Consider the following 14,702-nt stretch of genomic DNA (forward strand, 5'->3'; position numbering starts at 1 on the left):
TGATGAATCATCTATATCTGGAAAGGCACGATACCGAAAACAACATGCATCGTTTTTATCAGATGTTTGTGACACCTGGCTTGTTTGACGATTGGTCGCTGATAAAGGAATGGGGTAGGGTTGGTTCACCCGGTACCGTCAGAAAGGAGTGGTTTACCACGGAACAAGAAGCGGAATCGGCCAGCCAAAAAATCAGCAGCAAGAAAATTAAAAAGGGGTATCGTTTAAAATAACGCAATGGGGGCTGATTTCGTTACATAATCAGAGGCTTTTTACCTAGTACACTTAAAAATCATGCTGGACGACATTAAAAGGACACTCTGGGCCGCCGCCGATAAGCTGCGGGCCAACATGGACGCCGCCGAATACAAACATTTGGTGCTCGGCCTGATCTTCGTCAAATACATCTCAGATACCTTCGCTGCCCGCCGTGCCGAACTCACCCGCCGCTTTACCGACGAAAGCGACGAGTATTTCCTGCATGAATGCGACGACGACATGTTGGCCGATGAACTGGAAGACCGCGACTACTATAAAGAGGTCAATGTGTTCTGGGTGCCGGAAACAGCCCGCTGGGAAGCCATCCGTGCAGCCGCCAAGCAAGCCGACATCGGCAAACGCATCGACGACGCCCTGGCGATTATCGAAACCGAAAACCCCAAACTGAAAGGCATCCTGGATAAACGCTACGCCCGCGCTCAACTGCCGGACGGCAAGCTGGGTGAACTGGTCGACTTGGTGTCCACCATCGGCTTTGGCGACGATCCCGGTCAAGCCCGCGATGTGTTGGGGCAGGTGTATGAATACTTCCTCGGCCAGTTCGCCAGCGCCGAGGGCAAGAAAGGCGGCCAGTTCTATACCCCGGCCAGCATTGTTAAGACCCTGGTCGCCGTGTTGGCCCCGCATCATGGCAAGGTTTACGACCCTTGCTGCGGTTCCGGCGGTATGTTTGTGCAATCGGAAAAGTTCATCGAAGCCCACGGCGGCAAGCTTGGCGATGTATCGATCTACGGCCAGGAATCCAACCCCACCACCTGGCGCTTGGCGGCGATGAATCTGGCGATACGCGGTATTGACTTCAATCTGGGCCGCGAACCTTCAGACACCTTCACCCGAAACCAACATCCGGATTTACGCGCCGATTTCATCCTGGCCAATCCGCCGTTCAACATCAGCGACTGGTGGCACGGCAGTCTGGAAGGCGACCCGCGCTGGGTGTACGGCACGCCGCCGCAAGGCAACGCCAACTATGCCTGGCTGCAGCACATGCTCTACCAGCTTAAGCCCAACGGCCGCGCCGGTATCGTGCTGGCCAACGGCTCGATGAGTTCCAGCCAGAACAGCGAAGGCGACATACGCCGCGCGATGGTCGATGCCGACGTAGTGGAAGTAATGATCGCCTTACCCGGTCAGTTGTTCTTTAACACCCAGATCCCAGCCTGCTTGTGGTTCCTGTCTAAACAAAAAGTTAGCCGCCAAGGCGAAGTGTTATTCATCGATGCCCGCAAGCTGGGCAGTATGATCAGCCGGGTGCAGGCGGAATTGACTGATGAAGTTATCGAACGCATTGCCGGGACGGTGGCAGCGTGGCGTGGTGAAGACGGGGCAACCGACTATCAAGATATTCCCGGCTACTGCCGCAGCGTCAAACTGACCGACATCGCCGAACACGGCCACGTACTCACACCCGGCCGCTATGTCGGTGCCGAGGAAGTCGAAGATGACGACGAAGCCTTTGCCGACAAGATGCAAAAGCTCACCGAGAAGCTGGGCGAGCAGATGGCGAAAGGCGCGGAGCTCGATCAGTTGATCCGGCTGAAGCTGGGAGGGCTGGGGTATGAGTTCTGATCGTCTTGTGATGCCAGCAAGGCCAGCGGGTTATGGCGACTTTCTCGTCGATATCAAAAAGCAAATCCGCCAGTGCCAACATCAGGCTCTCCGGGCAGTCAACAAGGAACTGTTGGCTCTGTACTGGTGGTTGGGCGAAAACATCAGCCGCCGTCAGTCTGAACAAGGCTGGGGCAAGTCGGTTGTCGAAAATCTGGCTGCCGACTTGCAAGCAGAGTTTCCGGGGCGCAACGGGTTTTCCGTCCAGAACTTGTGGGCGATGCGCCAGTTTTACGGCGAATACAAGGACAAGCCAATTCTCCAATCACTGATAGGAGAAATCAGCTGGGCAAAAAATCTGCTGATCATGGCCCGCTGCAAGGAGGATCTGGAACGCGAGTTTTACCTGCGCGCCACTGCCCGTTTCGGCTGGACAACCAAGGTGCTGCAACACCAGCTCGACAACCAAAGTTACCGGCAATATCTCAGTGGGCAAACCAACTTTGACGCCGCCGTACCGGAAAGCGTCAAGGCGCAAGCCATGCTGGCGGTCAAAGATCACTACACCTTCGATTTTCTCGGGCTGGCCGACAAGCATTCCGAGCGCGAACTGGAAGAAGCACTGGTCCGCAACCTGCGCCGCTTCCTTGACGAAATGGGCGGCAATTTTGCCTTTGTCGGCAACCAGTACCGGCTGGAGGCAGATGGTAAGGACTACTTCATTGACCTGCTGCTCTTCCACCGCCGCCTGCGTTGTCTGGTCGCTATTGAACTGAAAATTGGCGAATTCAAACCCGAACACAAAGGCCAGATTGAGTTCTACCTCGATCAGCTCGACCAGCACCACCGGTTGGACGGCGAAAACCCCGCCATTGGCATCGTTATTTGCCGCAGCAAAACCAGAACCGTGGTCGAATATGCGCTACGCACCACCAACCACCCGTTGGGTATTGCGACTTACACCGTCACCCCGCAACTCCCGGCAGACTACCGCAACGACCTGCCCAGCCCGGAACAAATTGCCGAACGGCTAAAGGGATGGGGCGAGATGGATGATGAGGGGGCTGGGGTATGAGTTCTGAATCCCATACATGTACGGTCGAAGAACTGGTGGCAAGCGGGATTCTGGCCCCACCCCTTGATGGCAACCACGGTGCGATTCATCCCAAGGCTTCAGATTTTGTGCCATCTGGTATCCCATTCATTATGGCCTCAGATATGCACGATGGTCGTGTCGATACCACGAACTGCGCCTTCATTTCCCAGAAGCAGGCATCAAGCTTGCGTAAAGGCTTTTCCAAATCTGGTGATGTATTGCTTTCCCACAAGGCGACGATAGGTCGAACTGCGCTTGTCGGGGATATGGGCTATCCGTATTTGGTGCTGACGCCACAAGTTACCTATTACCGTGTCCTCAAACCAACACTGCTGAACAACCGTTTCCTCAAGTATTACTTTGACTCGCAGCCATTTCAAGAAACTTTGGCGGCATGGGCGGGATCTGGCTCAACAAGGGCATATCTGGGAATAACTGCGCAACGAAAGCTTCCGATCACTCTGCCACCAATTAGCACGCAGGAGGCAATAGCAGAAACAGTCGGTGCACTCGATGACCGCATCTCCCTCCTGCGCGAAACCAATGCCACGCTCGAAGCCATTGCCCAGGCGCTGTTCAAATCGTGGTTTGTCGATTTCGATCCCGTCCACGCCAAGCAACAAGGCCGCACCCCAGAAGGAATGGACGAAGCCACCGCCGCGCTGTTTCCCGATAGTTTTGATGAATCGGAATTGGGATTGATGCCAAGGGGGTGGCGGGCTGTTCCAATTGGTGACGTGGCTGAAATCGTAAAAGGCAAGTCATATTCCAGCAAAGACCTCATTGAAAACCGCGATACTGCTCTGGTAACTCTGAAATCGTTTGAGCGTGGCGGAGGCTTTCGACTCGATGGGTTCAAGCCCTACATCGGCAATTACAAACCGAATCAGGTTGTTTTGCCGGGAGACCTGATCGTCGCATACACAGACGTTACTCAAGCTGCCGAGCTGATTGGAAAACCTGCGATTGTTATAGGTGTAGATGAGTATAAAACACTTGTTGCTTCGCTGGATGTGGGAATTGTTCGGCCTAACGCTGCCCTTAGTGATAGACAGTTTCTCTACGGACTATTCAAAACCGATGCGTTTCAATCTCACACGCTAGCGCACACTTCTGGCACGACAGTCCTTCATCTTGCGAAAGATGGTATAGGTTCGTTTAGATTTGTTTGCCCACCAATAATGGTAATTCGTGCATTTGCAGTTATTGCAGATGCTATTACGTCAAGACGGCAAACAAACGTTGATCAAATGCGGAATCTCGCCACCCTCCGCGACACCTTGTTACCCCGCCTAATTTCCGGCCAGCTCCGCCTGCCGGAAGCCGAAGCCATGCTGGAGTCTGTCTGAGATGTCGACCCTGCGCTTATTCAAGTTTTCTTTGATACTCGCGCCGAATATTAAAGAATGCTTTAATATGGCAACTCTCTATTAAAGAAGATTTGCATACCATGCGCAGCACCGGCGATTACTTCACTTCCACGACTTTGGGCGAGCCGGTGCGGGCGTTTGTCCCGCATCCGTTACCGCCCAACGATCCAGTTTTGGCCGTTGAGAGTTATTCCACGCTGAACCATGCCGCCGAGCTGGCCTTGGCCCGGTTGTCGGGGGTTTCCGGACTGGTGCCATCGGTGGACTGGTTGCTTTACAGCGCGATCCGCAAAGAGGCGTTGCTGACCTCGCAGATCGAGGGCACGCAAGCGACGCTGACCGACTTGTTCGATGAGGAAGCCGGCTTTGCCGTCAGCAACACCGACGATGTGGAGGAGGTCACCAATTACCTACGCGCCTTCCGCCTGGTGCAGGACAATTTACGCGCCGCCGATGGCTTGCCGATCAGCGTCCGCTTGTTGTGCAATGCTCACCACTTGCTATTGAATGGGGCGAGAGGCGCGGGAAAACAACCCGGCGAGTTGCGCCGTTCGCAAAACTGGATAGGCGGCACCAGGCCCGGTAATGCGGCGTTTGTACCGCCACCGGCGGAACGGGTGGCGGATTTGTTGGCCGATGTGGAACGCTTCATTCACGCCAGCCAGCCGGATGATTTGCCGCCGTTGGTGAAGATTGCTTTGGTCCATGCTCAATTTGAAACCATCCACCCGTTTCTGGATGGCAATGGCCGGATTGGCCGCTTGCTGATCGCGGCGTTGATGGAGCATTGGGGCTTATTGCCGGAACCCTTGATGTATCTCAGCGGCTACTTGAAACAATACCAAAGCGAGTATTACCGGCGCTTGTCGGCCATCCGCACCGATGGCGACTGGGAGGGCTGGGTGTCTTTCTTTTTGGAAGCGGTGGCAGTAGCGGCTACCGATGCCGAACGTAGCATTGTGGCGATAGCCAGCCTAGTAGCGACGGACCGGCGGCGTCTGCTGGGTGCGGCGAAAATCGGCCCGGCCAGCTATCGCTTGTTTGAGCTGCTGCCGATGATGCCGCGCTTCAGCATCGAGCAGGTGCGTCAGAAACTCAACACCACCTTCCCAACCGCCACGGCGGCGGTCAAAGTCCTGGAGGAGTTGGGAATCGTGGTGGAATTTACCGGACAGAAAAAAAACCGCAGCTACAGTTACCAAGCTTACATCGAGTTGCTGACGCGCTGATGAAAACTAGCACCACACACCACTAGCCTATCGGAGACAGGCCATGACCGAAGACCAACTGGAACAGGAAGCACTCGGCTGGCTGGCTGAGGTTGGATACTCTACGCTGTACGGCCCCAACCTAGCTCCGGACGGTGAAAGTCCAGAACGTGGAAGCTATCTGCAAGTGCTGTTGGTCGAACGCTTACGCTCGGCGATTGCCCGCTTAAACCCGGCGATTCCGTTGGTAGCACGGGAAGATGCTTTGCAGCAGGTGTTGAACCTTGAAGTTCCGGGGCTGTTAGCCGCCAATCGCCACTTTCATCGTTTGTTGGTCAATGGCGTGCCGGTGGAGTATCAGAAGGACGGTGATACCCGAGGTGATAGAGTGCGATTGATCGACTTTGCCGAACCTTCCAATAATGAATGGTTGGCGATCAACCAGTTTGCCATCAAGGGACCTAAACACTCGCGCCGACCTGACATCATCTTATTCATTAACGGCCTGCCGATGGTGTTGTTAGAGCTGAAAAATCCGGCCGATGAGAAAGCTGACATCTGGAAAGCTTTCGATCAGATTCAAACCTACAAGGAACAAATCCCGGACGTGTTCCAGTACAACGAGGTGCTGGTGATTTCCGATGGCAGCGAAGCGCGGCTGGGTTCGTTGTCCAGCGATGCCGAACGTTTCATGCAGTGGCGCACCATCGACGGCGTGGCGCTGGATCCGTTAGGCCAATTCAACGAACTGGAAACGCTGATACACGGTTTATTGAACCCGGCGACTTTGCTCGATTACTTGCGTTTTTTCGTCCTGTTCGAGGATGACGGCGGCTTGGTCAAGAAAGTCGCCGGCTATCATCAATACCATGCGGTACGGGCCGCCATTCAACACGTGGTGACTGCCTCCCGACCGGATGGCAATCATAAAGGCGGTGTGGTCTGGCACACCCAAGGCAGCGGCAAGAGTATCACCATGACCTGTTTTGCCGCGCGAGTGATGCAGGAAGCGGCGATGGAAAACCCCACCATCGTGGTGATTACCGACCGCAACGACCTGGACGGCCAGTTGTTCGGGGTGTTCTCGCTGGGGCAGGATTTATTACGTGAACAGCCGGTGCAAGCCGAAACCCGTCAGGACTTGCGCGCAAAACTGGCTAACCGGCCCTCCGGTGGCATCGTCTTCGCCACCATCCAGAAATTCATGCCCGGTGCCGATGAAGACAGTTTTCCTGTGCTGTCAGACCGGAGCAATATTGTGGTGATTGCCGACGAGGCACACCGCACCCAGTATGGTTTTGAGGCCAAACTCAAGACGGTCAAATCCCCCAAACCCAGCGCCAACGATGACACCCTGGCCATGGCCGCCGAACCTAGTGCCGTCTATCAAGTCGGCTATGCCCAGCATTTACGCGACGCCTTACCCAACGCCACCTTCGTGGCCTTTACCGGCACGCCGGTATCGTTGGAAGATCGAGACACCCGAGCGGTGTTTGGCGAATACATCCATGTTTACGACATGCAGCAAGCCAAGGAAGACGGCGCGACCGTGGCGATTTACTTTGAATCGCGGCTGGCCAAACTGGCATTGAAGCCGGAACAATTGCCGCAGATTGATGATGAAGTCGACGAATTGGCCGAGGACGAGGAAGACGATCAAAAAGCCAATTTGAAAAGCCGTTGGGCTGCGCTGGAAAAGGTGGTCGGTGCCGAGCCGCGTATCGCCAGTGTAGCGGCGGACTTGGTCGCCCATTTCGAGGAACGCAACAAGGCACAGGACGGCAAGGCCATGGTGGTGGCGATGAGCCGGGAAATCTGTGTGCATCTGTATAACGAGATAATCAAGCTGCGGCCGGACTGGCATAACGACGATCCGGAGCAAGGCGCCATCAAGATCGTGATGACCGGCTCCGCCAGTGACAAGGCTTTGCTGCGTCCGCATATCTACAGCAAACAGCAGAAAAAGCGCCTTGAAAAGCGCTTTAAAGACCCAGCAGATCCGTTGCGTTTGGTGATCGTGCGGGATATGTGGCTGACTGGGTTTGATGCGCCGTGTGTGCATACGCTGTATGTCGATAAACCGATGAAGGGCCACAACCTGATGCAAGCCATCGCCCGCGTCAATCGGGTTTTCAAGGACAAGCAAGGCGGGCTGGTGGTGGATTACATCGGCATCGCCAACGAATTGAAGTCGGCGTTGAAGGACTACACCGCCAGCCAAGGCCGTGGTCGCCCCACCGTCGATGCCGCCGAAGCCTATGCCGTGCTGGAGGAAAAGCTCGATATTCTGCGGGGCATGCTGCACGGCTATGACTACAGCGACTTTTTAAGCACCGGTCACAAGCGACTGGCCGGAGCAGCCAACCATGTTTTGGGCCAGAAAGACGGCAAGAAGCGGTTTGCCGATACCGCGCTAGCTATGAGCAAGGCCTTTACCTTGTGCTGTACGCTGGATGAAGCCAAGGCGGTACGGGAGGAAGTGGCGTTTTTTCAGGCGGTGAAAGTCATTCTGACCAAGCCCGACATCAGCCGGAAAAAACGCAGCGACGAGGAACGTGATCTGGCGATCCGGCAAATCATCAATTCCGCCGTGGTCTCGGAAGATGTGGTGGACATCTTCGAAGCCGTTGGCCTGGACAAGCCCAACATTGGTATTCTGGATGACGACTTCCTAGCTGATGTGCGTAATTTGCCGGAACGCAATCTGGCTGTGGAGTTGCTGGAACGGCTGTTGGAAGGCGAAATCAAATCCCGCTTTGCCGGCAACGTGGTACAGGAGAAAAAGTTCTCCGAGCTGTTGGTCAACGTGATCAAGCGTTATCAAAACCGAGCCATTGAAACCGCACAGGTCATTGAAGAGCTGATTCAGATGGCTAAGAAGTTTAGGGAAGCCGCCGGACGAGGGGAGTCTCTGGGGTTGAGTGAAGATGAAATCCGCTTTTACGATGCCCTGGCCGACAATGAATCGGCTGTCCGCGAACTGACCGATGAAACCCTGAAGCTTATCGCCCATGAGCTTACAGAGAATCTTCGCCAGAACATTACGGTGGATTGGTCGCAACGGGAAAGCGTTAGGGCCAAGCTACGCTTGATGGTGAAACGTATCCTTCGTAAGTACAAATATCCGCCAGACCAACAGGAGGCTGCGATTGAGCTGGTCTTACTGCAGGCTCAGGCGTTAGGTGAAGCATGGATGTAGGGCTAATTGGGGTTCTAAGCCCGAACCCCACTACAATAATTATTTGATTGGCTGGGTGCCAGATAATAGCCATCCCTATATAGACCCAACATTGCCGAACTTATATCAAGTTCCGGTGTAAAGCCCTCATAAAAGTAGTTTAGGCTGTTTTGTCAGGGTTAGTGCGAAATTGAACGCCTACAGTCGCCAACGCCGCTGCGTATTCAGCTTGATTTGCTATAACGATAGGTATCTCCCTTGGGTCACCCTGAGAATTCGTTGAATGTTGAGGCAATAAGTCATATCTTAGGCGTTTATCGAAATAGTACAGTAGTGCATAACGAACAGGTAGTACAGCTTGGCCGTTTTGCATTGCATAGTCATGCTCAATTGCCTTTTTTTGAGAAGTAGAGAGTCGCGGATTAGGTGCAAGCTTAACCTCGAAATAGGTACGCCATTTCTCATCAGCTTCCACACCTAGTCCTGGCTCTGCCTCTCCTCTCGTGCCGCTGCATCGGGAAAGGAGAAAGTCCTTGAATCTATTGTCTCTATGACAATATGCCCTCATATGCCAACGAAATCCATCAGAAGCAAAAGCATGTGGAGTGACGCGACGCCATAGAATATCAGACGTAGTTGGGTTTAACGACTGATATTCAATCTCAATGGATCTTCTCAATCTAATAGCTTTAAGAATTCCGAACAGGATAATTGGTTCGACTTTACGCGTCGGAATCGGAATAACTTCAGCTGCCGGAGTGCTATTTAACCAAGTATCTTCTGGTTCAACCGATTCAGTGGATAGCGCAGTCAGTTGTTTAAGATAACGATCAGCATCTGGCTTGATAAGCTTACATTCGAACTCATCTGTCGAAATGTATCGCTTGGAGCTTAGGTCATACCGCAGATTTTTTGGGGCAAGTTGTTGATAAGCCGTTAAGTCACTAGATGCCTGTGGCGCAGATACGCCGAAGCGCTCCATTATATGAGATCGATTGATTGTGCCTTCCCAATAAGAAACAAACTCAATAAATTCAAGGCGTCGCTCCACTCCCCAGCGCTTTTTTTGTATTGATTGCTCCATTTTCACCCCTTGTCAGTAAAAAAACTATACGCATTAACTTTCTTTATTGTATAATGAAATTGTACTAATGTGGCGAATAAAAAATTAATAGCTTTCACTCCACAGTAAATTAAGCACCCGCATCAATGGGTCAAACTGCTTCACCCTATGATGTAAGAATGCTCATTAACGCTAAATTTCTCACAAGAGGAGACGCAAATGACAACTGAACAGGGCTATCCCTACCAAATTAACGGCAAAACTGCTAGCACCGATGATAAGACTCCCACATCGGCTCAGGTATTAGCCGATGCTGGTTTCGAACCAGCGGAAGATTTTGTATTGATCAAACGCACTGAGCATGGAACTAGCGTAGTTTCGTCGGATGACGTTCTTGATCTGACTTTATCCGAAGAATTTTTTGCCTTCGCGACTGGCACTATTTTTGAGTTAACGGTCAATGGACATTCAATTTGGTGGGGAAGCCCAAAAATTGATATTAAAGAGATACGCCACCTTGGAAATGTATCGGACAATGACGATCTCATATGGGTGCGCATTGACGAGGAGAACGAAGTACTTGGCCTACATGGTCACTTTAATCTACACGATAAAGGTATCGAACACCTAAAAACTCGTACTAAAGCAGAAGTCGAATATCACTATTTCGTAGATGCTGTCGAATACTGCACCGACCAACCAGAGCTCACTGGTGCTCAGATTATGGCGAAAATTCCAGACTGGGACCCCGCCAACTCTCTAGTATTGGAAGGGGATGAAGCCGAACCAGACGAGGTGATTCACCCGACGACAGTGGTGGTATTTAAAGGGCGCGAGACTCCTGCGCATTTCGCTATCGTTCCACCTGCGACTTTTGGAATGTTATGAAGTCTGTTCAGGAGCAGTTTACAGCCATCGTCACGGCTTTTCCTGGCTCAACAATGACTTATGAGAATGGGTGTTATCTTGTAATTATTCCACGAATAACACTGCCAAAAGGCTGGTCAGCCAACGAAACTCATATTCGTTTTGTCATTCCTAATGGATACCCATATGCAGCTCCCGACTGTTTTTGGGCTGATTATTCTTTAAGGTTAGAACAGGGACAAATGCCCCAAAATACGCAAATCGGTCAAGTTGTACCAAGTCAACCGAATGCGCAAACACTTTGGTTTTCTTGGCACATCGCTAATGGAGCTTGGAATGCTGCGACCTGCGATCTATTAACCTACGTGAAGATTATCAGAAGCAGATTTGAGGAGTTGAAATGACTGAGATTGCTATCGGTGCACCAACAATTAACGCCATACTAACCTCGCTTCAAGCTGATACAGAGCGAGGAGCAGCGTTATATTTGCGTTATGACGCCGTAAGTAATCGCTATCTGGTACAAGAGATAGAAATAGCGAATGAAGCAGACGTACTTTCTGCTACCGAAATCGAAATCACGTTTGCGCCGCAGTTCCTAACCCGTGTAACAAGGCGCGCTAGAGAACGTAAGCAACACCTAGCGCTGCTGCATACTCACCCCAAGGGAGCTTCAGAATTTTCATCGGTAGATAACATTACCGAACAAGGGCTTGCCGGATTCATGCAAAGACGCATCTCCGAAGGGAAGGTGTTCTCAATGATACTTTGCGAAGGAAAATTGAAGGCAAGATGGTTTGGAACTAATGAATACATTTCTATACGGCAAATTGGCTCGGTAATTACTTTTCCAGAAGGGAAGAATTCAGAAAGCAAAAATGACGAGCGCTATGACCGACAAATTCAGGCCTTCGGTAAACACGGTCAAAGTATTTTACGAGACTTGTCAGTTGTAATCGTTGGTCTCGGCGGAACGGGGTCGATTGCCATACAACAATTAGTGCACCTTGGCGTTGGAAATTTTATTCTTATTGATCCCGATACTGTAGAGGAAACCAATTTGAATCGTGTGGTTGGTACGCAGTTTGAGTCCATTGGAAAATTGAAGGTTGATGTGGCGGCAGACCTTATTCGTCGAGTTAACCCATTGGCTAGCGTTCATATTCACGCCGAATCTGTCCTTACAGAAAGCGCAAGGCAGTTGATGTGTATGGCTGACTGCATTTTTATGTGTACTGATTCTCATGTCAGTAGAGCATTTTTATCCGAATTTGCATTTCAGTATCTTATTCCCGCGTTCGATGTCGGCGTATCAATCACAATAAAGGATAGTCACGTTCACGCGGTTACGGGGCGCACCCAGATGTTAGCTCCAGGCCTACCATGCCTCCTATGCAGTAATGCACTCAATGCCCAGGTCATCCGTGAAGAATTGATGACCCCCGAACAACGTGCATCTGATCCCTACTTTAACAATGGAGTTGGCGTTAACCAACCTGCCGTAATTTCAATCAATAGTACGATGGTTTCTTTGGCTGTATCAATGTTCCTAGCCGCTTTCACAGGCATCCCTGCTCACGCCAGATGGCAGTCCTATGATGCGTTGACGGGGAATGTGCGCGTACTCCGTACCGAAACTAATCCAGACTGCCCTATCTGTGGATCATTGGGTGTAATAGGCTCTGGGGACTCACGGCCTTTGAGCTTTTTGCAATAAGGAGAGTATGAAAATGCCTGGAATAATTCTGTGGTATGGCGACCCCCCCTTACCTGGCACCATTTATAAATTGGATATGCGTGGATTTGAGTTATCAGAAAATCCCGACGTAGCTAATATCAATATTCAACTACTTAATCCATTACTTAGCTCAGCGTCAATTGTGGTCTTCAACCACAGTGGGGAGGTGGATGATAGCAACATACATTACGATACTTATAAACAGCTACCGTTGTTCATAAATCATGGACTTCTTATTCTTATTTTATCTGATCGCGGGAGATGGTCTACCCTCAAAGAGGATTTAAAACGACTTCATCCGAATTTTACCTGGGATGAAGAAATAAGATTCTTAACCGATCTGAAAGGGATAAATTTCGACAACATTGTTTCGTATCAACGCGTCCAACCGTGGAAAAATATAAAAATTGAGAAACTCGACCTTTCTGAAGAATTAAAACAGGATGAAAAATTATTAGTTTGTCGCGCATTTCAGAAAGCCGAAGAATTACATATTCGTGAACTGAAATCGGGTTTCACTCCTTCTCGCGTATTTTTGGCATATGAAAAAATGAGAGTGAGCTCTATAGCTCATTGGACACAGCCTCGATTGGTAAAAATTGGTGAAAGCAATAATCTTGCCAATGAGATCAAGGCCATGAAAGAAGTATCTCCTTTTGTGCCTTTTGAGTTGCGGCCAAATTTGGAGGTGTATATTGAAGGATTTTCAAAATCTGTTTACGTAGCCGATTTCGTAGAAAAATCAGAATCTATGCTTGAAGCCGCAAGAGCTGGTCGTGCAGAAGCGGCGATTTCAAATTTATTCAACCGCACACTTCAACTCTGGCGTGATCGCGCTTGGCAGTGTACTCCACCATCTATAGAATCACTCGCATTGGCGGCCAAGCGCCTCGAAATCATTTATCCCGATATAATTGAAAATGAATATTTGGAATCAGTACTAATTGAAGATGCCGCAATTGATGTCAATACGTTATGGGCGACTTTAGTAGACATTTCATTTGAACATCGCGCAGCCACTATTCACGGTGATCTGCATGGTGACAATATCCGTGTGCGCGGAGACGATGCAATTCTGATTGATCTTGGCGCGGTAAAGGGTACAGATGAATATGGAAAGGGGGCACCTATTTGTTTCGACGTAGCGATGCTTGAGGTGGCATTGGTTTTTACCTGTACAGATGATGAAAATAGGAAAGATCAATTCAATCAACCAGAATGGGAAAATGCTATTCGACGATTCTATGACCTTAATGCTATTTTGAACCCTCCTAAGCCGAATCCAAAACCTAAACAGGACGATTACTTTTGGCTTTTTGGTTGCCTGAGACGCGTGCGAGCCTTCGGTATTTATGAGCAGAGCGATAAACATGAATATGCGATTGCCTTAGTAATCGCTATGTGGCGTTTGTGCAAGTTTCCATCGCTATCCAAAACCGATAGAGGGCGCCGCGTTATTGCTCTGGATATTGGAGCTAAGTTAATCAGCCAAATTGAAGCCGAAAGAAGAAAATCGACATGAAAAACAGAGTCAAGAGGATTCGCGACAGAGGAACAGTATCTCACCGTCGAGATGCCGATACCTTGATGGAACAGCCTGGCGATTTCGTTCTTGTAACTCGGGGAGTACACAGATCATTTGTCATTCGTTGTCCAGATGGCTGCGGTGAAACTCTCACGATCAACCTTGACCCTCGAACAGACAAAGCTTGGCGATTTTATCGAAAACGCAACCAGATTTCCGTATTTCCCTCAGTATGGCGCGATAATGGCTGCTGTAGCCATTTCGTTATTTGGAACCATGTTATTGTCTGGTGTGACAAGTATTGGGATGATAGTGGGGTCGTTGTGGAAGACGATATCGAATTACGCAAAAAAGTGTTGTCAGTTTGTACAAAAGAGTGGCAACACTATACCGAGATAGCAGAAAAACTGGATGAAGTGCCGTGGGATGTGAACTGGGCATGCTCTCAACTGGCGCGAAGAGTTAACGCCTTAGTTGAGGGAAGAGATAAGCTGCAAGGGTTCTTCAAGCTGTCTTAGTTTTGCGCTCATTGAAATTTTAGCTCTTAGTCGCTAAGTCCCATTTTTACACATATGTCGGCTGTACCCGGAATTGTCCTGACGGGTTAAAACCTAAATCAAAATGGCTCTTGGATATGTCGATTCCAGCAAAAAATTCTTCTTTATTCACGTTGTACACGTCCCAACTTGTAAAAATTCGGATTGATGCCCCTGCAACTGTTCGGGCTCTGACAACAAATGAAGAAAGACGCCCCAGGCTTTCTACAAGCACGATGTTTCGGCTTCGTGGGATAACGTCTATCTTTCTTCAAAATCTTTATGGATCGTTCT

12 protein-coding genes are annotated in these 14,702 nt (G+C 50.4%); 11 read left to right on the forward strand and 1 reads right to left on the reverse strand.

Annotated features, from left to right (window positions below):
• The first annotated feature begins 2 nt into the window (after positions 1 to 2).
• The 6 genes from G006_RS0124010 to G006_RS0124035 all read left to right on the forward strand — a co-directional run bounded on the left by G006_RS0124010 (position 3) and on the right by G006_RS0124035 (position 8,700).
• On the forward strand, positions 3 to 233 hold the full coding sequence (locus G006_RS0124010; protein ID WP_020485771.1) for a WGR domain-containing protein: 231 nt from the start codon (positions 3 to 5) through the stop codon (positions 231 to 233).
• Between the two features lie 61 nt (positions 234 to 294).
• Entirely contained in the window at positions 295 to 1,848 is a 1,554-nt protein-coding gene (locus tag G006_RS0124015) for a class I SAM-dependent DNA methyltransferase (RefSeq protein WP_020485772.1), read from the forward strand.
• On the forward strand, positions 1,838 to 2,902 hold the full coding sequence (locus G006_RS0124020) for a PDDEXK nuclease domain-containing protein (protein ID WP_026147274.1): 1,065 nt from the start codon (positions 1,838 to 1,840) through the stop codon (positions 2,900 to 2,902). The genes G006_RS0124015 and G006_RS0124020 overlap by 11 nt, the downstream gene beginning before the upstream one ends.
• Positions 2,899 to 4,272, forward strand: coding sequence for a restriction endonuclease subunit S (locus G006_RS0124025; RefSeq protein ID WP_020485774.1), 1,374 nt, complete (start codon positions 2,899 to 2,901; stop codon positions 4,270 to 4,272). Before G006_RS0124020 ends, G006_RS0124025 begins: the two co-directional genes overlap by 4 nt.
• Before the next feature lie 101 nt (positions 4,273 to 4,373).
• The gene (locus tag G006_RS0124030) at positions 4,374 to 5,522 is read left to right on the forward strand and encodes a Fic family protein (RefSeq protein ID WP_020485775.1); all 1,149 of its coding nucleotides are present in this window, start codon (positions 4,374 to 4,376) and stop codon (positions 5,520 to 5,522) included.
• Between the two features lie 43 nt (positions 5,523 to 5,565).
• The gene (locus G006_RS0124035) at positions 5,566 to 8,700 is read left to right on the forward strand and encodes a type I restriction endonuclease subunit R (RefSeq protein ID WP_020485776.1); all 3,135 of its coding nucleotides are present in this window, start codon (positions 5,566 to 5,568) and stop codon (positions 8,698 to 8,700) included.
• Between the two features lie 139 nt (positions 8,701 to 8,839).
• Here G006_RS0124035 and G006_RS0124040 read toward each other — a convergent pair whose 3' ends face one another.
• Positions 8,840 to 9,763: a WYL domain-containing protein gene (locus tag G006_RS0124040; protein ID WP_020485777.1), complete on the reverse strand. Its 924-nt coding sequence runs from the start codon at positions 9,761 to 9,763 to the stop codon at positions 8,840 to 8,842.
• A gap of 198 nt (positions 9,764 to 9,961) precedes the next feature.
• On the opposite strand from G006_RS0124040, the gene G006_RS0124045 reads away from it, so the two are divergent.
• From G006_RS0124045 to G006_RS26440, 5 genes are read left to right on the forward strand one after another with little or no spacing between them, the layout of a single operon-like run.
• Positions 9,962 to 10,630: a multiubiquitin domain-containing protein gene (locus G006_RS0124045; protein WP_020485778.1), complete on the forward strand. Its 669-nt coding sequence runs from the start codon at positions 9,962 to 9,964 to the stop codon at positions 10,628 to 10,630.
• Positions 10,627 to 11,013 (forward strand): E2/UBC family protein, encoded by a 387-nt coding sequence (locus G006_RS0124050; protein ID WP_020485779.1) that lies wholly within the window; start codon positions 10,627 to 10,629, stop codon positions 11,011 to 11,013. Before G006_RS0124045 ends, G006_RS0124050 begins: the two co-directional genes overlap by 4 nt.
• Positions 11,010 to 12,326 (forward strand): HesA/MoeB/ThiF family protein, encoded by a 1,317-nt coding sequence (locus G006_RS0124055; RefSeq protein WP_020485780.1) that lies wholly within the window; start codon positions 11,010 to 11,012, stop codon positions 12,324 to 12,326. Before G006_RS0124050 ends, G006_RS0124055 begins: the two co-directional genes overlap by 4 nt.
• Positions 12,327 to 12,339: 13 nt before the next feature.
• Positions 12,340 to 13,869: a hypothetical protein gene (locus G006_RS0124060; protein WP_152429039.1), complete on the forward strand. Its 1,530-nt coding sequence runs from the start codon at positions 12,340 to 12,342 to the stop codon at positions 13,867 to 13,869.
• Positions 13,866 to 14,390 (forward strand): DUF6527 family protein, encoded by a 525-nt coding sequence (locus G006_RS26440; protein WP_020485782.1) that lies wholly within the window; start codon positions 13,866 to 13,868, stop codon positions 14,388 to 14,390. The genes G006_RS0124060 and G006_RS26440 overlap by 4 nt, the downstream gene beginning before the upstream one ends.
• Positions 14,391 to 14,702: the final 312 nt, after the last annotated feature.

It is taken from the genome of Methylomonas sp. MK1 (assembly GCF_000365425.1).
Classification (GTDB): Bacteria; Pseudomonadota; Gammaproteobacteria; order Methylococcales; family Methylomonadaceae; genus Methylomonas.